This is a genomic window from Kitasatospora sp. NPDC001119, assembly GCF_053598475.1.
In genome coordinates this window covers 1-16,874 of sequence record NZ_JBSFKI010000045.1, presented here as the reverse complement: position 1 = coordinate 16,874, position 16,874 = coordinate 1, and the positions used below count along the sequence as shown (strand labels likewise).

Below are 16,874 nucleotides of genomic sequence, written 5' to 3'. Positions count from 1 at the left end.
GGTCAAGGGGTCGGTCATCAAGGGAAATGCGCTGCCGGCGGGAGGTGGTGCCCCCGGAGGGGCCGGTGTCACCAGAAGTCGGGCAGGGTGTAGCGGTAGGTGTTGGTCTGGTGCCAGTAGTGGTTGCCGTCGACCCACGCGGACACACCGCGCAGGAACCGTACGAGTGTCGGCACCGGGCAGGACACGGCCAGGGCGGCCGCCTCGGCCTCGAAGGCCAGCATCAGCTCGTTGTGGACCTCGACCGCCTTCAGGTAGCCCTCCTTGCGGGAGACGCCCTCACGCTCGGAGATCACCACCGGCAGGTTCAGGTGCAGTCCGGGGCTGGCCAGCTCCTTCATGTACGAGTACAGGTCGTTGACGATGGTGGTGGCGTTGCCGGCCAGTGCGATCACCCGCTGCATGGCGGGCAGCGCGTGCAGCTCGGCGGGCAGCTCGTAGCCGCCGACGGTGTCCGTGATCGTCGGGCAGGGGCGGAAGTTGTTGAACTGGCGCATGGCCAGGTACTCCCACACCTCCGGGACGTGGTCCGCCTGGTCCCAGGAGGCCTCGGCCAGGTACCCGAGGTGCAGCCGCGCCATGTCGTGCCGGAACCGGTCCGACTGGGAGGGCGTGGCGGCCCGGGTGAAGTACTCCATCGCCGAGTGGTAGGCGCGCCGGGGCGCGTCCGAGCCCAGCGAGGCCTCCCAGCCCGGGTGGTACTCCGACGTGGTGTGCAGCGGGTCCAGCGCGGTGTGCGCGAGCAGCAGGCGGCTGCCCAGGCCGATCGGCGAACCGCCGAGGTCCTCGCAGTAGCAGTCGTCCACCGCGTTCTCGGCCACCATCAGGCGGGCCGCGAGCATCAGGTGGTCGACGCTCGGCGCGTCCGGGTGGCAGGCCACCATGTAGCGCCCGGTGGAGAAGCCGTTGAAGTCCTTCTCCCACTCCGGCGGGTAGAGCTCGATCTCCTCCATCGCCCAGGCCTTGAGCTTCGCGCTCAGCGCCTCCACCCGCACCGGGTCGGGCTCGGCGACCGGGTGGTGGTAGAGGCCGGGGATCGGGTCGCCGCTCCGGGGCTTGCCGCCGCTCGGCGCCTCGGCGGCCGAGCCGGCGGCGGCCGGGGCCGGGGTCGCGGCGGTCGGGACGGGCAGGACGTGGGCGGACGGCACCCGGAACCCGGGCGTCGCCGCCGCGGTCTCGGTCACCGTCGTGGTCTCGGTCACGGTCGCGGTCGCCTCGGGCGCCGGGACCACCTCGACCGGGACCTCGGGCGTCGGAGCCTGGGGCGCCGAGGCCTCGTCCGCCGGGGCCTGCGGCCTGAACTGCAGCCCGGAGGTGCCCAGTCCGCTGGGCCCGCGCAGGATCCGTTCGATCGCGGGGGAGCTCATGGGCCCACCACCGGGGCGGTGACGGGCCCGGATGGTGTGTCCGGCCTGGCGCACAGGGGCATGGAGCCTCCTCTGAAGGGGGTCGCACAATATGACGGGTCGTCATCCCACCCGCCTCGAACGGGATCTCCGGTCTCCGGCCCCGTCTCGCTCGGTTCACCACCGTAGGCGCGAAGGCGCGTTCCGCATCGCACCAGACGATCTTCATCACCCGATAGGGTGAACGTTCCCCATGCGGGTGTTTGGGCGCGCCCCCGTCGTGCATCACCCCGCCCCGCACCTGGGCACTCCTGTCACGAACCCGCCCGCCGAGCCGCCCGTCCGCGCGTCAACTTGCCGCCACTCGCGCGTGTCCCGCTCCCGCCGGCCGCGTCGTCCCGCTCGTGGCGCGGGCTGTTCGAACGCGAAACGAAATCACCCACGGCCGCCCGCCGGGGGCCGGTCGATCGTCCCGGGCCGGGCCCGGTGCGCGGCCGGGCGCGTAAGGCGGGACAGAATGGGCACGGCGCCGTCGAGGAGGCGGGGCCAGGAAGGAAGACCAGCGCATGGAGAGCCAGGCCCGCAGCCGCACCGCACTCGTGGAGCAGCTCATGGAGCGCTATCCCGACGTGCCCCGGGAGGCGGTGATCAAGGAGGACCTGCTGCGCGGCGGCATGGCCTTCGACGAGTCCGCGCTGAGCGGCAGCGCGGGCGCCGACGGGGGCGGCGAGGTCAAGCCGAAGTCGTACTTCATCTTCTCCTTCGACCACCGCACGCTGCCCGAGCTGGGCGCGGCCGCGCTCAACCGGCCGCCGGAGGAGGTCGTGCTGACCGGCGGGCCGTACGGGCTGCGCCGCACGGTGGTGTCGGTGCGGGTGAACCCGGACTCGCCGTACCGGGTCGGCGCCGGGGACGACGGCACGCTCGGCCTCTACCTGGACGGTGCGCGGATCGCCGACGTCGGCCTGCCGCCGATGCCGGACTACTACCGGCACACGCTGGCCAACGGGAAGTCGGTGATGGAGGTCGCCCCGACCATCCAGTGGGGCTACCTGATCTACCTCACGGTGTTCCGGGTCTGCCAGTACTTCGGCGCCAAGGAGGAGTGCCAGTACTGCGACATCAACCACAACTGGCGCCAGCACAAGGCGGCCGGCCGCCCGTACACCGGGGTCAAGCCGGTCGAGGAGGTGCTGGAGGCGCTGGCGATCATCGACCGGCACGACACCGCCCGGGCCTCCCAGGCGTACACCCTCACCGGCGGGGCGATCACCTCGCACGTCGGCGGCCGGGACGAGGCCGACTTCTACGGGCAGTACGCCAAGGCCATCGAGGAGCGCTTCCCCGGCCGCTGGATCGGCAAGGTGGTGGCCCAGGCGCTGCCGCGCGAGGACGTCCAGCGCTTCCACGACTACGGCGTGCGGATCTACCACCCCAACTTCGAGGTGTGGGACAAGCGGCTGTTCGAGCTCTACTGCCCCGGCAAGGAGCGTTACGTCGGCCGGGACGAGTGGCACCGCCGGATCCTCGACTCCACCGAGGTGTTCGGCCCGGAGAACGTGATCCCCAACTTCGTCGCGGGCGTGGAGATGGCCGAGCCCTTCGGCTTCACCACGGTGGACGAGGCGATCGCCTCCACCGAGGAGGGCCTGCGCTTCTTCATGTCCCGCGGCGTGGTGCCGCGCTTCACCACCTGGTGCCCCGAGCCCACCACCCCGCTCGGCAAGGCCAACCCGCAGGGCGCGCCGCTGGAGTACCACATCCGGCTGCTGCAGACCTACCGGGGCACCCTGGAGGAGTTCGGCCTCTCCTCCCCGCCCGGGTACGGCCCGGCGGGCCCCGGCAAGGCGGTGTTCTCGGTGAGCTCCTTCATGGACTCGCTGACCGGCTGAGGACCCGCCCCGGTGGTGCGGGCCGCGACGCCCGCACCACCGGGCGCCGTCAGCCCGCGTGCTGCGGGCGGACGGTGAGGATCTGCTCGGCCCGGCCCAGCGGCCCGCGGACGTCGTGCAGCACGGTGCTGGTGACGCCGTGCCCGGCCGGGCCGAAGCTGACGCTGGTGTCCAGGCCGGTCCAGCCGCCCTCGGGGCGGCGGTGGAAGTGGATCGTCAGGTCGGTGTTGGGGAACATCCACTCGGTGGGGCTCTGCCGCACGGCGATGCCGTTGGCGGTGTCCACCAGCATGACGAAGGAGGCGTGCGGGCCGCTGGGCTCCCCGGCGACCAGCTCGACCGGGGTGGAGAGCCAGGCGGCGGCGCGGCCCGGGGCGCTCTCCCGGCGGCGGACGTCGATCGAGGCGATGTAGCCGCCGCCCCAGACCCCGCGCATCGTCCAGGGCTCGAACTCCTCGGGCGCGGGCAGCGGCTCGTCGTGGGTGCCGGCGACGGCGGTGGTGTCCAGCTCGGCGAGGAACCAGGCGCGGGCCCGGACCACGGCGCGCCCGCCGATCGTCACGGTGGCCTCGACCAGCTCGATGGTGCGGCCGGGGCGGACGGTCTCCACCCTGATCTCGCACTCGTCGAGGGCGATCAGGCCGAGTATGTCGTAGCTGATCCGGGCCAGCGCCAGGCCGTCGGCGGGGCGGCCGGCCCCCTGCTGGTCGGCCCTTCGCTGGTCGGCCCGGTACCGGTCGATGGCGTGCACGATCAGGCCGCCGAGCGGGCTGAAGTGCTGCTCGTCGGGGTGCCAGGCGCCCTGCGCCTGCACGGTGGGCTTGTAGGTGTGGTCGCCGGTGCGCTGGTAGTAGCTGTCGGGCGCGGCGTTGGGGGTGGTCACGTGCGCTTCTCCTCGGGCCGGATCGCTGGCTGCCGGGCGGGCGCCGCCGGGGTACGACGGCGCCCGACCTCGGCGTTCAGGATCGTAAGGGGCCGAACCGCCCGCGCGGCGTCACGGGTGACGCATCCCACACCCCCGGGGGATCCGGCCGGTCAGTGCGCGGCGAGCGGGTAGTGGTCGGAGAGGTCGGTGTAGGTGTAGCTCTTGCCCCAACTGCTGACCGTCCAGGGCGCGCTGTGCACCCGGACCACCTCGTTGACGTACTGCTGCGGGCGGGCGTGGTCGGCCCGGTAGAGGACGTAGTCGAGGTCCTCCTTGGGCTCGCCCGGGTAGCGGTAGGCGGCGATGGAGTTGTCGACGGTGTCGAAGGAGTTCGGCCAGCCGGTGCGGGCGGAGGCCGGGGCGAGGTTGCCGTTGCTCAGCAGCGCCTGGTACTCGGAGCCGTGCGAGTCGATGTTGAGGTCGCCCGCGACCAGGACCGGCTCGTCGGCCGGGATCCGCTTGGCGTCCAGGAAGGCGCGCATCGCGGTGAGCTGCTTGGCCCGGATGTCCGCGGCCTGGCCGCTCGCGCAGCCGGAGTCGGTGGACTGGAGGTGGGTGCCGACCACGTGGGTGCGGCGGCCGTTGACGTCCAGCACCGCGTACGCGAAGCCCTTGTTGGAGAACCAGTCCGAGCCGCAGGCGTCCTTGAAGACGTGCTGCTCCTTGCGCAGGATCGGCCACTTGCTGAGCAGGGTGACGCCGCCGTCCTCGGGGGTGGTGGAGCTGTAGCTGCCGGAGGTGGCGTCCCAGCCGCTGGTGGAGCGGCCGACCACCGGCGTGTGGTACGGGTAGGCGGCCGAGGCCTTGGCGGTGAGCGCGTCGGAGGCCGCGTTGTCGAAGGCCTCCTCCAGCACGACCACGTCGTGGCCCTGGAAGAAGTCCGCCGAGGCGATGGCCTGCGCCCGGTACTGCTGGCCCCAGTTGGGGTAGAGCGAGGTGCTCATCAGGAAGGTGTTGTAGGTCAGCACGTCGAGCGGGGGCGCGGTCGTCGGGGCGGTCTCGGCCGAGGCCGGGGCGGCGCCGAGCACGGCGAGGACGGTGGCGGCGGCACCGGCGGCGAGGGTGCGGCGGACGGACGACAGGGGCATCGGGCCTCCAGGAGGGCATCGCGGGTGTTGTCGTGGACCCGTCGAGTCAAGGGATGTTGTGTATCCAACTCGGCTCCCCGCACGGCCCGCAAGACAGCGGGCGAGCATGTGATGAACTCGTCGGTAACACCCGCGTCGAGGCCTGACGGGCGGTCACCGCCCCGCCCCTCCGTACCGCGTGCCGGGAGCGGCGGTCAGACTGTCCCCAGCACCACGGAAGAACGGACGGGGGAAGGCATGGCCCGCAGGAAGAAGCAGAAGAGGCCGCTCGCGGAGGGGGTGGTCCGGCCGCCGAAGCGGGTCCGCAGGCGCCCGGAGCCGCAGCTGTCACCGAAGGCGGTCCGCCGGACGGCCTGGCTGGTCGGGGTGCTCACCCCGGTGCTGATGGTCGGCCTGGCCGTGCTCGGCAGCAACCCGGACTACGAACTCCCCTGCGGCATCCTGGCGTTCGTGGTGCTCTCGGCGGGCGTCATCGGGCTCGGCTTCGTCCGGCCCCGCGGCCTGGTCATCTGGCCGGCCGTCCTGTTCGGCGTGCTGCTGCTGGCGCTGCCGGCGGGGAGCATCCGGGCGCAGATCCTCACCGACCGCGGGGTGGAGACCGCGGTGGTGGTCACCGCGGCCCACAGCGCCAAGGACAGGAACGGCACCGTCAGCTGGACCTGCGACCTGCGCCGCGCCGACGGCCGGCCGCTGCCGCACGCCCGGGTCGGCGGCTTCGGCTGCTCGGCGTACGCCGTCGGCGACACCGAGAACGTCCTGGTCGACCCGGCGGGCTGGGCCCCGCCGGTCTCCCTGGACGAGGACCTCCCGTTCCGCCGCGGCGGCGTCTACGTCACCGCGGCGCTGGCCGTCCTGTGGGGCCTGCTCACCCTGGTCGCGGCGCGCCGCACCCTGCGGGATCCGGGCGCCGCGGCCGGTCAGCGGGGCGGCAGGTAGCGCACCAGGACGTCGGAGCCGGTGCCGTTCAGGGCGCCGAACAGCAGGGTGGTGCCGAACGCGTCCACGGCGGGCGCGAAGGACGGGCCGACGCCCTCGGCGACCCGCTCGACCAGGCCGGTCCGCAGGTCCCGCCGGAAGAGGTCCGGGGCGCCGTTGGTGTCGCCGGGCACCAGGCCGGCGTCGTCCGAGACGAAGTGGACCCAGCGGTCGTCCGCCGTCATGACGCCCGGCTGGGTGCCGGCGGGGGCCACCTCGGTGACCGCCCCGGTGCGCAGGTCGCGGGCGAGGAGCGGGACGCGGGTGGCGCCCTGGCCGGGCTCGAACACCCGGAACAGCGCGAACCGGCCGTCGGGGCTCAGCCGGCTCTGCCGCACGGCGTCGCGCAGGGTGCCGCTCGCGTCGACGCTCGCGCCCTCGATCCGGCCGGTGCGGGTGTCGTAGACGTAGAGCGGGAAGAGCTGGCGGGCGGGCGGCGGCTTCACGGCGGGCTGGGCGGGCCGGGCGGTCGGGCCGGTCGCGGCGGCCGGCAGCAGGTTGGCCGCCTTCGACCGGAACGCGACGGTCCGGCCGTCCGCGCTGAGCGAGGGCTCCACCGAGCCGCCGTCGGCGGGGGCGCCGCCCTGCCCGGTGCTGACCAGCCGGGTACCGCCGGTCCGGCGGTCCGTCAGGTAGACGTTGGCGGTGCCGGCCCCCGCCCCGGGGGCGAGGTCGGCGCGGTCCGAGGAGTAGGCGACGAAGCGGCCGTCGGCGCTGATCGCGGGGCTGACGGAGTTTCCGGCGCCGGTGCCGGCGGTGACCAGCTCGGTGCGGCCGGTCAGGCGGTCGCGGACGTAGACGTCGGTGCGGCCGCTGCCGTTCCCGGGGACGGCGTTGGCGGCGTCGCTGCTGAAGGCGACGTACCGGCCGTCGGCGCTGATCGCCGCCTGGCTGGTGGAGCCGTCCAGCTGGGTGCCGTCGTCGGCGAGGCTGACCCGCTCGGTGTGCCGCGTCCACAGGTCGCGGACGAAGACGTCGTAGAGGCGGTTGGTGTCCCCGGGCACCAGGTTCGAGGCCAGCGAGGTGAACAGGGCGTAGCGGCCGTCGGCGCTCAGCCCGAGCGGCTCGGACCAGTCGTCGGCGGGCGCGCCGTCGGGGCTCACGTTCACCCGGACCGGGTCACCGCTCGCGGACGCGGATCCGGACGTGAGCGTGAGCGTGGCCGCGGGCTCGGGCCCCGCGTGGGCCGCCGGTGCCGCGGTGCCCGCCAGCAGCGCGGCCGCCAGGACACAGACCACCCGGAGCGTCGTCGTCTTCATGGGCTCCCCTCCCCTTGGATTCCTCGTGGATTCCCCCGCGTGGATTCCCCCGCACTCCCCCGTCCCCCAGGGGGAAGCCAACCCTCCGGTCGTGGCCACCGTCAACCCGACCACCCCCGAGACGGGTACGATCTCGCCAACTCCCCTCCACATCGGGCGTGTTCCCGCTCTTCCTTGCCGGTTCGGCAAAAACCCCTTGGCCGCGCGCGGCCACCGGTGCGAGGGTCCGGGAATGACCGTTGACGAACCCTTTGCCCTGCCGACGGCCCTGCCCGGCGGCCTGCTCCTGCGCGAGTCCCGGCCGGAGGACGAGGAGCGGATCGGCGCGCTGCTCACGGAGCGCGGCGACCCGGGGGACGCGCTCGACCACCGCCTGGTGGTCGAGGACCCGGACGCCGGCCGGTCGGCCAGCGCCGTGGTGGTCGACGGCGACCGGGTCGTCTCCACCGCCACCCTGCTGGACGAGGAGCTGCGCCTCGGCGGTGTCCGACTGCCCGCCGGGCAGGTCGACATGGTCGCCACCGACGGGGAGTACGAGGGCCGCGGCCTGGTCCGGGCCCTGCTGCGGTGGGCGCACGCACGCTCCGCCGCGCGCGGGCACGTGGTCCAGGTGATGATCGGAATCCCGTACTTCTACCGGCTGTTCGGCTACGAGTACGCGATCGACATCCCGGTCTCGCGGCCGCTGCTCACCGCCCCGCCCAGCACCGGCGCCGGGGACGCCCCCGCGCTGCGCACCGCCCGAGCGGCGGACCTGCCCGCGCTGGCCGCGCTCCAGCAGCAGGCGCAGCGCGGCTTCGACCTCGCGATGGGCCACGCCCCCGCCCGCTGGCGCTGGCTGCTGGCGCACGAGGCGAGCACGCTGCGGGTGGTCGAGCGCGCGGGCGAGGTGGTGGCGGTGGGCCGCACCACCCCGGTGGACGACGGCGAGTTCCACCTGGTCGAGGCGGCCGCCGCGGACGAGCGGGCGGCCCGCGAACTGCTGGCCGGCGTGGCGGCGTTGGCGCCCGAGGCACGGCTCCAGGTGGTGCACCGGCCCGGCACCCTGCCGGCCACCGTCTGGCACGGGCTGCTGGACGACACCCCGCGCCCCGAGGCGGAGCAGTACTACGTCCGCATCCCCGATCCGGCCGTGCTGCTCGACCGGCTGCGCCCCCTGTTCCGCCAACGCCTCGCCGCCGCCGGCCTGGACCGCGCCGACGGCGAACTGCTGCTCTCCACCTACCGCGCGCACTACCGGATCCCGCTCGGCGAGCAGGAGCCGGGCGCGGTGGTCACGGGCGGCACGATGCAGGGCACGGGCCCGGGCGGCGGCGTGGGCGTGGCGCCGGACGCGCTGGCGGCGCTGCTCTTCGGGCCGTACGGGCTGGAGGGGTTGAGCCGCATCCGGCCGGACGTGTACGGGCGTGGGGACGAGGAGCTGCACCGGGCGCTGTTCCCGCCGCTGACGTCCGATCTGCTGACGTACTACCTGCCGTGACGTCCCGTCCGCCGGGCCCCGTCACGGGACCCCGCCCTGTCGGGGCCCGGCGACCGGGGCGTAGGGTGCGCCCTGTGAACGAACTGATCTTCCGGGGGAAAGACAAGTTCCGCCCGTCCTGGTCCGACTTCGGCCTGCTCGCGGTCATCCTCGCGGCCCAACTGGTCATCGGCTACAAGAGGCTCGGCCTCGTCCCGACGCTCCTGATCGTCGCCGGGACCCTGGTGATCGCCGTCCCGAGCCGCTACGCCACCATGCGGTGCTGGAGCCGGGTCGGCGCCGACGGGATCACCCTCTGCTGGGGGCTCGGCCGTGGCCGCACCTACTCCTGGCAGCAGATCGCCTGGATCGACGTGCGGGAGACCAAGGGCTTCGGCATGAGCGAGGGCACGCGCGCGGCCCGGATCCACACCGTCGACGGCCGGCGCCGCTCGCTTCCGGCCCTCCAGAGCAGCACCTTCTACCCGTCGGCGGACTTCGACACGGACTTCCGCCGGGTCGTCAACTGGTGGGAGCTCAGCACCGAGCCGGGCGAGCGTGTCCGGCCGGGCGCCCAGGTGCGGGACCGGCTGACGCCGGTGAAGGTCGGGCTCCTGGCCTCCGTCGTCCTCGGCGCCGTCATCCTCGTCGACGTCCTGCGATAACCACCGGAACTCCCGGTTCGGCTCCGGTTCCCGGGTGGGAGCCGGAGCCGACCTGTGTTCCGCGCGACCGAAGCGCCGTCGGCGCACCGCGGTGCCGCCGGTCAGTCGACCACGGTGACCGTGAAGCCCTCGGGCGCCCGCAGCCGGACCGCGCCGGTGTGGTCGGTGGTCACCTCGATCGGCAGTCCGGCCACCGTCAGCCCGTCGATCCGCAGCGACTCGTACCCGGCGGGCACCCGCGCCCGGACCGTCAGCCGGCGGCCCGGTGCGTCGGCCTCCAGGCCGAGCAGCGACTGGAGGACCGTCACGGCGGAGGCGGCGGCCCAGGCCTGCGGGCGGCAGGACGCCGGGTACGGGACGGGACGGGCGTAGCGCTCGCGCGGGTGGCCGCCGAAGAGTTCGGGCAGCCGGTGGTCGAAGCCCGCGGCGGCGCGCACCAGTCCGGCGGCCAGCGGCTCGGCGGCCTCGTGCAGTCCGGCCTTGGCGAGGCCGTGGACGGCGATGGCGCTGTCGTGCGGCCAGACCGAACCGGTGTGGTAGCCGAGCGGGTTGAAGCCGGCCGCGGCGGCGTCCAGGGTGCGCAGCCCGTAGCCGCTGTCCATGCCCGGGGCGGTGAGCCGGGCGGCGACCAGGGCGCTCTCCTCGGCGTCGAGCAGGCCGGTGCCGAGCAGGTGGCCCATGTTGGAGGCGATCGAGTCGACCCGGCGCTTGTCGCCGTCGAGGGCGACCACCGGGTAGCGGCCGTTTCCGTCCTCGGTCCAGAAGGCGTCGCGGAAGCGTTCCCGCAGCCGCTCGGCCCACTGCCGCCAGTGCTCGGCGCCGGGGCGGCCGAAGGCCTCCAGCAGGTCGGCCGCCTTGACCGCCGCCTCGTGGGCGTAGGCCTGGACCTCGCTGAGCGCGATCGGGGCGTCGGCGATCCGGCCGTCGCGGAAGCGGATGCTGTCGGAGGAGTCCTTCCAGCCCTGGTTGGACAGGCCGCTGCCGGTGCTGTCCACGTACTCCAGGAAGCCGTCGCCATCCGCGTCGGCGTACCGCTCCAGCCAGTCGAGGGCGGCCTCGGCGTGCGGGAGGAGGTCCTCGACCTGGTCGGCGGGCAGGCCCCAGCGCCAGGCGTCGTGCAGCAGGACGAGCCAGAGCGGGGTGGCGTCGGCGGTGCCGAAGTAGCAGGGCGGCAGGTGGGCGCCGGTGTCGAGGTGCTGCTCGGCGCGGCGGACCTCGTGCAGGATCTTGCCGGGCTGCTCCTCGGTGGCCGGGTCGACGGCGCGGCCCTGGCGCCGGGCCAGGGTGCGCAGGGTGCCGGCGGCGAGTTCGGTGCCGAGCGGGAGGAGCATCCGGGCCGCCCAGAGCGAGTCGCGGCCGAACAGGGTGAGGAACCAGGGCGCGCCGGCGCCGAGGAAGGTGTCGGCGGGGCTCAGCGGGTCGGTGAGCAGCAGGCCGCGCAGGTCCTGGTGGGAGCGGGCGAGCCAGTGGCCGAGGTCGTGTTCGCGGCCGGTGACCTCGGGGGCGCGCCAGGGGGCGGCGTCGGCGGGCGGGGCGGGGAAGAGGTCGCCCTCGGCGTGTTCGGCGGTGCACTCCAGGACGGCGTGCCAGGACTGGCCGGGGGCGAGTTCGATGTCGTAGCCGGCGGTGCCGGTGGCGGGGTCGAGGTGGTCGGGGGCCGGGTTGAGGGCGAGGACGGCGGTGAGCGGGCCCCGGCTCCAGCGCAGTGCGTCGTCGCCGTCGGCGCCGGGGGTCAGCGGGGTGTCGGCGCGGCCGGCCTTGACGGTGTCCATCGCGGCGAAGTCGCTCTCGGCGCGCAGGTCCAGGCGCAGCCGGGCGGTGAGGTCGCCGCCGTTGTGGACGGTGTAGCGCTCGGTGAGGCGTCCGGGGGCCAGTTCGCGGCGGCGTTCCAGGGTGGTGGCGGGGTCGGCGGTCCGCTCGGCGAGACCGCGCAGCACGGTGACGAAGGTGGTGCTGCCGTCCGGGCCCTCGGCGGTGGCGACGGGGGCGTTGGGGACGCCGGGGACGGTGGCCTCCAGGCGGGAGAGGATCCGGCGGTCCCCGTGGAAGAAGCCGTCCGCTCCCCCGGCGAACCGGCCGTCGGGGCGGGAGGCGCAGAAGCTCGGGGCGGCCACGGAGAGCCGGGCGTCGTGCAGGAACGGCTGCAGGTCAATCGCTTCCATCGCTGACATGGTCTCTTCATCCTCTGCTGGGGGCTTGACAGTTGCTTCCACCCGGGCGCAACCTTTCTGCCGTTGGAGCGTTCCAAGACATTAACCCCCCTGGTGGGGATGATGGAACCCCGGATTGGAACGCTCCAACATTCATGTCGATGGAGACAGAACCTAGGATCGCCGTCATGCATGCACACTCATCGCCCCGGCCCAGGACAGGGTCCGCCGTGACCCTCGAAATGGTCGCCGCCCGGGCCGGCGTGGGCCGCCAGACGGTCTCCAACGCGATCAACTCGCCCGAGCTGCTGCGCCCGCAGACGCTGGAGCGGGTCCGGCGCGCCATCGACGAGCTCGGCTACCGGCCGCACCGGGCCGCGCAGGCCCTGAAAACCAGGGCCAGCCGGCTGATCGGCTACGGCATCCGCTCCAGCAGCACCGGCGTCGCGACCCCCGTCCTGGACCGGTTCCTGCACTCGCTCTCCGAGGCCGCCGACCGGGCCGGCTACCGGGTGGTGCTGTTCGCCGTCGCCCCCGGGGACGACGAGCTCACCAGCTACCGGCAGCTGCTGGACGAGCACGGCGCGGACGGCTTCGTGCTCAGCGGCACCGACCGCGGCGACCGCCGCCAGGGCTGGCTGCACGAACAGGGCGTCCCGTACGTCGCCTTCGGCCGCACCTGGAGCGGCCGGGACGTCGGCGACTGGGTCGACGTGGACGGCGCCGCCGGGACCTCGGCCGCCGTCCGGCACCTGGCCGGGCTCGGCCACCGCAGGATCGGCTTCCTCGGCTGGCCCAAGGGCTCCGGCGTCGGCGACGACCGCGCCCGCGGCTGGCAGAGCACGATGCGCGAACTGGGCCTGCCCACCCGGGGCCGCCGGGCCGAGAGCCCGGACGACCCGGAGCGCGCCACCGAGGCCGCCGAGCGGCTGCTCGCGGCCGGCGCGACCGCGGTCGTGGCCGCCAGCGACACCCTGGCCCTCGGCTGGTACCAGGCGCTGCGGCACGACGGCCGCACCCCCGGCCCGGAGGCGGCCGTCATCGGCTTCGACGACTCGCCGATCGCCCCCCTGCTCTTCCCCTCGCTGTCCAGCCTCGCCCAGCCGCTCGACGCGGTCGGCCGCGAGTGCATGCGGCTCCTGCTCGACCGGCTCGGCGACCGGCAACGGCCGACCGAACACGTCCTGCTGGAACCGGAACTGGTGCTCCGCGAAAGCGTGTGACACCGCTCCCCCGAGCCGTCTCCGACCCATCCCCCCACCCTCGCAAGGAGATCACGCATGGCCACCTCCCGCACCCTCGCCGCGGCCGCCGTCTGCGCGGCCGTCGCCCTCGGCGCCGTCACCGGCTGCTCCTCCTCCGGCGGCTTCGGCGACTCGACGGCCAAGCAGTCCTCCGGCGGCAAGCAGGACCTGACGGTGCTGATCGCCACCTCCGGCGAGGCCGAGACCGCCGCGGTCAAGGCGGCCACCGCCGCCTGGGCACAGCAGACCGGCAACACCGTCACGGTGCAGATCGCCAGCAACATCAACCAGCAGCTCGGCCAGGCCCTCGCCGGCGGCACCCCGCCGGACCTCTTCTACGTCAACTCCGACCAGTTCGCGAACTACGCCAAGGGCGGCTCGCTCTACGCCTACGGCGACCAGATACCCGACGCCGCGGACTTCTCCGAGCAGCTGCGCAAGGCCTTCAGCAACGACGGCAAGCTCACCTGCCTGCCCAAGGACAGCTCCACCCTGGGCCTGGCGATCAACACCGACCTCTGGAAGCAGGCCGGCCTGACCGAGGCCGACTACCCCACCACCTGGCAGCAGCTGTCCGACGACGCCGCCAAGCTCACCAAGGACGGCGTCACCGGCCTCGTCACCGCCCCCGACTACCAGCGGGTCGGCGCCCTGCTGAAGGAGGCCGGCGGCTGGATCACCGACCCCGAGCAGAAGACGATGACCGCCGACAGCCCGGCCAACAAGCAGGCGCTGGAGTACCTCCAGTCCATGATGAAGGCCGGCTCCGCCAAGTACGTCGCCGAGGTGGACGCCGGCTGGGGCGGCGAGGCGCTCGGCAAGGGCAAGGCCGCGATGACCATCGAGGGCAACTGGCTGAAGGGGGCGATGGCCAAGGACTTCCCGAACGTCCCGTACAAGGTGCTCCCGCTGCCCGCCGGCCCGGCCGGCCCCGGCACCCTCGCCTTCAGCAACTGCTGGGGCATCGCCGCCAAGAGCACCCACCAGGCCGCCGGCGTCGACCTGGTCAAGCACCTGACCAGCGCCGACCAGCAGCTGGAGTTCTCCAAGGCCTTCGGCGTGATGCCCTCGCGCACCAGCGCACTGGCCACCTACGCCCAGCAGTACCCGGAGTCCAAGGCCTGGGTCGACGGCGTCGCCACCTCCCAGCCGCCGGTCACCATCGCCGGGTTCAACCAGGTGCTCACCCAGTTCAACACCGACCTCCAGTCGCTGAAGACCGGCGACCCGGCGGCCGTCCTGGGCAGCCTCCAGCGCAACGGCGAGCAGGCGCTCAAGAATGCCAAGTAAGAGCGCCGCCCGTACCGACCGCACCGCCCGTACGGCCCGCTCCGCCGGGACGAAGGCCGGGCGCGGCCTGCGCGAGGGAGCGTGGGGCTGGCTGTTCACCGGCCCCATGGTCCTCGTCCTCGGGCTCTTCATGGTCCTGCCCATCGCGATGGCCCTGTGGGTCAGCCTGCTGCACTGGGACGGCCAGTCCAACCCCTTCAGCGGCAGCGCGGACTTCGTCGGCCTGGACAACTACCGGCGGCTGTTCACCCAGGACGGCCTGGACCGCACCCTGTTCGCCACCTCGCTGCGCAACACCCTGTACTACGTGGTGCTGACCGTGCCGCTCCAGACGGGGCTGGCGCTCTTCCTCGCCATCGCCGTCAACCAGCGGATGCTGCGCGGCCGGGGCGCCCTGCGCACGGTGTTCTACTTCCCGTCCGTCACCAGCTCGATCGCCGTCTCGACGGTCTTCCTCTTCCTCTTCCAGGGCAGCGGCGCCGTCAACCGGATGCTCGGCTGGCTCGGCGTCCAGGGGCCGAACTGGTTCGCCGACCCGCGCGGACTGGTCTGGCTGGTCCTCGGCTGGTTCGGCGTCGACCAGCCGGCGCCGACCGCCGGCGGGCCGCTCGGACTCTCCTGGTCCGAGTGGTTCGCCGGGCCCTCGGTCGCGATGTCCACCCTGATCCTGATGGCGGTCTGGACCACCTCCGGCACGTTCATGCTGATCTTCCTCGCCGCCCTCCAGGACATCCCGCGCGAACTGGAGGAGGCCGCCGCCCTGGACGGCGTCAACCGCCGCCAACTGCTGCGCCACGTCACCCTGCCCGCGCTGCGGCCCGTCCTGTTCCTCGTCCTGACCCTCGGCCTGATCTCCACCTGGCAGGTCTTCGACCAGGTCTACGTGATGGGCAAGGGCGCCCCCGGCAACACCACCCTCACCCCCGCCTACCTGTCCTACTCCTCCGGCTTCGACAACGCCGACTACGGGCAGGGCGCCGCCATCGCGTTCGTCCTGCTCGGCCTGATCCTGCTGCTCACCGCCGTCCAGCGGTGGGTGCTGCGGGAACGGGACGGCAAGCCGGGGCGGAAGGGAGCCCGACGTGCCGCGCACTGACGCCCCGCGGGCCGAGGACCGGCCGGTCCTCGGCCGCTTCCCCCGACCGCTGCGCCTCCTCGGCTACGCGGCCCTGGCCGGCTTCGCGCTGATCTACCTGCTGCCGTTCCTGCTGCAGCTGGTGAACAGCTTCAAGACCGACCCGGACGCGGCCGCCCACCCGATGTCGCTGCTCCCGGACGGCGGCACCCTCGCCTCCTACCGGCGGCTGCTCGGGCTGGCGGACGGCGTGGAGAACGTCCCGTTCCTGCGCTGGCTGGGCAACAGCGTGGTGGTGACCGTCCTGGTCACGGCCGGCCGGGTGCTGTTCGACTCGATGGCGGGCTACGCGCTGGCCCGGATCAGGTTCCCCGGCCGGCGGCTGCTCTTCGGCTTCGTGCTCGCCGTGATGGCGGTGCCGGGCGTGGTGCTGCTGATCCCCAAGTTCCTGGTGCTGAAGAGCTTCGGCATGTTCGACACCTACAGCGGGATGGTCCTGCCCCTGCTGGTCGACGCCGCCGGGATCTTCATCATGAAGCAGTTCTTCGAGTCGGTGCCGCGCGAGATCGAGGAGGCGGCGCGGATCGACGGCGCCGGGACCTTCCGGATCTTCTGGTCGGTCGTGCTGCCGATGTCCCGGCCCTCCCTGATCACCCTCACCGTGCTCTCCTTCCAGGGCTCCTGGAACGAGTTCACCCACTTCCTGGTCTCCACCCAGTCCAGCGACCACGACACCCTGACCACCGGACTCGCCCACTTCGTCGCCGGCGGCCTCGGCTCCGGCACCCAGTACCCGCTCAAACTGGCGGCGGCGCTCGTCTCCACCCTCCCGGTGGCGCTGCTGTTCTTCTGCTTCCAGCGGCACTTCGTGCGCGACGCCAACTCGGGCTCGTCCAAGGGCTAGCCCCCGCTCTTCCCCTCTCCCATCCCTTCCGCACCACTCTGGAGAACGCCCGTGCCCGCCCGCATCGAGGACTACGCGCTGATCGGCGACATGCAGACCGCCGCCTTGGTCGGCCGGGACGGCTCCGTCGACTGGCTCTGCCTGCCCCGCTTCGACTCCCCGGCGGTCTTCGCCGGCCTGCTGGGGACCGACGAGCACGGCTTCTGGCGGCTCGGCCCGGGCGGCGACACCGCCGCCCCGGCCGTGCCCGCCGACCGCCGCCGCTACCGGGGCGACTCGCTGATCCTGGAGCAGGAGTGGGACACCCAGGGCGGCACCGTGCGGGTGGTGGACTTCATGCCGCCGCGCCCGCTGGCCGGCAAGGACGCCGTCCCCCAGGTGATCCGGATCGTCGAGGGTGTCTCCGGCACCGTGCGGATGCGCTCCGCACTGCGGATGCGCTTCTCCTACGGCCGGGTGGTCCCCTGGGTGCACCGCGTCGAGGAGGGTGGGCAGTCGCGCACGGTGGCCGTGGCCGGCCCCGACTCGGTCTGGCTGGACGGCAGGGCCGAGACCTACGGCCGCGACCTCACCACCTACGCCGACTTCACCGTCACCGCCGG

General features: G+C 73.5%; 14 protein-coding genes. 9 read left to right on the top strand and 5 right to left on the bottom strand.

From position 1 onward, the window contains the following. Positions 1-68 precede the first annotated feature (68 nt). The gene (locus ACWDD9_RS36975; RefSeq protein ID WP_449814003.1) at positions 69-1,367 is read right to left on the bottom strand and encodes a family 2 encapsulin nanocompartment cargo protein terpene cyclase; all 1,299 of its coding nucleotides are present in this window, start codon (positions 1,365-1,367) and stop codon (positions 69-71) included. A 545-nt stretch (positions 1,368-1,912) separates the two neighbouring features. On the opposite strand from ACWDD9_RS36975, the gene ACWDD9_RS36970 reads away from it, so the two are divergent. Next, entirely contained in the window at positions 1,913-3,238 is a 1,326-nt protein-coding gene (locus ACWDD9_RS36970; RefSeq protein ID WP_049651571.1) for a radical SAM protein, read from the top strand. 49 nt (positions 3,239-3,287) lie between these two features. On the opposite strand, the gene ACWDD9_RS36965 is transcribed toward ACWDD9_RS36970, so the two are convergent. After that, entirely contained in the window at positions 3,288-4,121 is an 834-nt protein-coding gene (locus ACWDD9_RS36965) for a thioesterase family protein (protein ID WP_449814002.1), read from the bottom strand. A gap of 152 nt (positions 4,122-4,273) precedes the next feature. Then, positions 4,274-5,251 carry a sphingomyelin phosphodiesterase gene (gene sph / locus ACWDD9_RS36960; protein ID WP_449814001.1) on the bottom strand — a complete coding sequence of 326 codons (978 nt, stop codon included), beginning with the start codon at positions 5,249-5,251 and terminating at the stop codon, positions 4,274-4,276. A 237-nt stretch (positions 5,252-5,488) separates the two neighbouring features. Here sph and ACWDD9_RS36955 point away from each other — a divergent pair, with 237 nt between their 5' ends. Beyond that, a complete protein-coding gene (locus ACWDD9_RS36955; RefSeq protein WP_380745469.1) occupies positions 5,489-6,187 on the top strand; it encodes a hypothetical protein in 699 nt (232 codons plus the stop codon). On the opposite strand, the gene ACWDD9_RS36950 is transcribed toward ACWDD9_RS36955, so the two are convergent. Next, positions 6,169-7,485, bottom strand: coding sequence for a hypothetical protein (locus tag ACWDD9_RS36950; RefSeq protein WP_449814000.1), 1,317 nt, complete (start codon positions 7,483-7,485; stop codon positions 6,169-6,171). The genes ACWDD9_RS36955 and ACWDD9_RS36950 overlap by 19 nt on opposite strands. Positions 7,486-7,717: 232 nt before the next feature. Between ACWDD9_RS36950 and ACWDD9_RS36945 the strand changes: the two genes are divergently transcribed. Both ACWDD9_RS36945 and ACWDD9_RS36940 read left to right on the top strand, forming a co-directional pair. Further along, complete coding sequence (locus ACWDD9_RS36945) at positions 7,718-8,965, top strand: GNAT family N-acetyltransferase (protein WP_449813999.1); 1,248 nt, start codon at positions 7,718-7,720, stop codon at positions 8,963-8,965. 74 nt (positions 8,966-9,039) lie between these two features. Beyond that, positions 9,040-9,609, top strand: a complete 570-nt coding sequence (locus tag ACWDD9_RS36940) for a PH domain-containing protein (RefSeq protein WP_375877672.1) — start codon at positions 9,040-9,042, stop codon at positions 9,607-9,609. Positions 9,610-9,710: 101 nt separating this feature from the next. Here the strand turns inward: ACWDD9_RS36940 and ACWDD9_RS36935 are convergent, their stop codons facing one another. Beyond that, on the bottom strand, positions 9,711-11,771 hold the full coding sequence (locus ACWDD9_RS36935; protein WP_449813998.1) for an amylo-alpha-1,6-glucosidase: 2,061 nt from the start codon (positions 11,769-11,771) through the stop codon (positions 9,711-9,713). A 218-nt stretch (positions 11,772-11,989) separates the two neighbouring features. Between ACWDD9_RS36935 and ACWDD9_RS36930 the strand changes: the two genes are divergently transcribed. The 5 genes from ACWDD9_RS36930 to ACWDD9_RS36910 all read left to right on the top strand — a co-directional run. Continuing rightward, positions 11,990-12,982, top strand: coding sequence for a LacI family DNA-binding transcriptional regulator (locus ACWDD9_RS36930; protein ID WP_310593080.1), 993 nt, complete (start codon positions 11,990-11,992; stop codon positions 12,980-12,982). Positions 12,983-13,039: 57 nt separating this feature from the next. Beyond that, positions 13,040-14,293 (top strand): extracellular solute-binding protein, encoded by a 1,254-nt coding sequence (locus ACWDD9_RS36925; protein ID WP_049650543.1) that lies wholly within the window; start codon positions 13,040-13,042, stop codon positions 14,291-14,293. After that, a complete protein-coding gene (locus ACWDD9_RS36920; RefSeq protein WP_449813997.1) occupies positions 14,283-15,389 on the top strand; it encodes a carbohydrate ABC transporter permease in 1,107 nt (368 codons plus the stop codon). The genes ACWDD9_RS36925 and ACWDD9_RS36920 overlap by 11 nt, the downstream gene beginning before the upstream one ends. After that, a complete protein-coding gene (locus ACWDD9_RS36915; RefSeq protein ID WP_079272266.1) occupies positions 15,376-16,272 on the top strand; it encodes a carbohydrate ABC transporter permease in 897 nt (298 codons plus the stop codon). Before ACWDD9_RS36920 ends, ACWDD9_RS36915 begins: the two co-directional genes overlap by 14 nt. A 90-nt stretch (positions 16,273-16,362) precedes the next feature. After that, positions 16,363-16,874, top strand: a 512-nt coding sequence (locus ACWDD9_RS36910) for a trehalase-like domain-containing protein (protein ID WP_449814025.1), incomplete at its 3' end; no start/stop codon positions are given.

Bases quoted from the DNA above. Each gene is read 5' to 3' on its own strand.
- ACWDD9_RS36975 (WP_449814003.1), bottom strand. From the start codon at position 1,367: ATGAGCTCCCCCGCGATCGAACGGATCCTGCGCGGGCCCAGCGGACTG.
- ACWDD9_RS36970 (WP_049651571.1), top strand. From the start codon at position 1,913: ATGGAGAGCCAGGCCCGCAGCCGCACCGCACTCGTGGAGCAGCTCATG.
- sph (WP_449814001.1), bottom strand. From the start codon at position 5,251: ATGCCCCTGTCGTCCGTCCGCCGCACCCTCGCCGCCGGTGCCGCCGCC.
- ACWDD9_RS36955 (WP_380745469.1), top strand. From the start codon at position 5,489: ATGGCCCGCAGGAAGAAGCAGAAGAGGCCGCTCGCGGAGGGGGTGGTC.
- ACWDD9_RS36950 (WP_449814000.1), bottom strand. From the start codon at position 7,485: ATGAAGACGACGACGCTCCGGGTGGTCTGTGTCCTGGCGGCCGCGCTG.
- ACWDD9_RS36945 (WP_449813999.1), top strand. From the start codon at position 7,718: ATGACCGTTGACGAACCCTTTGCCCTGCCGACGGCCCTGCCCGGCGGC.
- ACWDD9_RS36935 (WP_449813998.1), bottom strand. From the start codon at position 11,771: ATGGAAGCGATTGACCTGCAGCCGTTCCTGCACGACGCCCGGCTCTCC.
- ACWDD9_RS36925 (WP_049650543.1), top strand. From the start codon at position 13,040: ATGGCCACCTCCCGCACCCTCGCCGCGGCCGCCGTCTGCGCGGCCGTC.
- ACWDD9_RS36920 (WP_449813997.1), top strand. From the start codon at position 14,283: ATGCCAAGTAAGAGCGCCGCCCGTACCGACCGCACCGCCCGTACGGCC.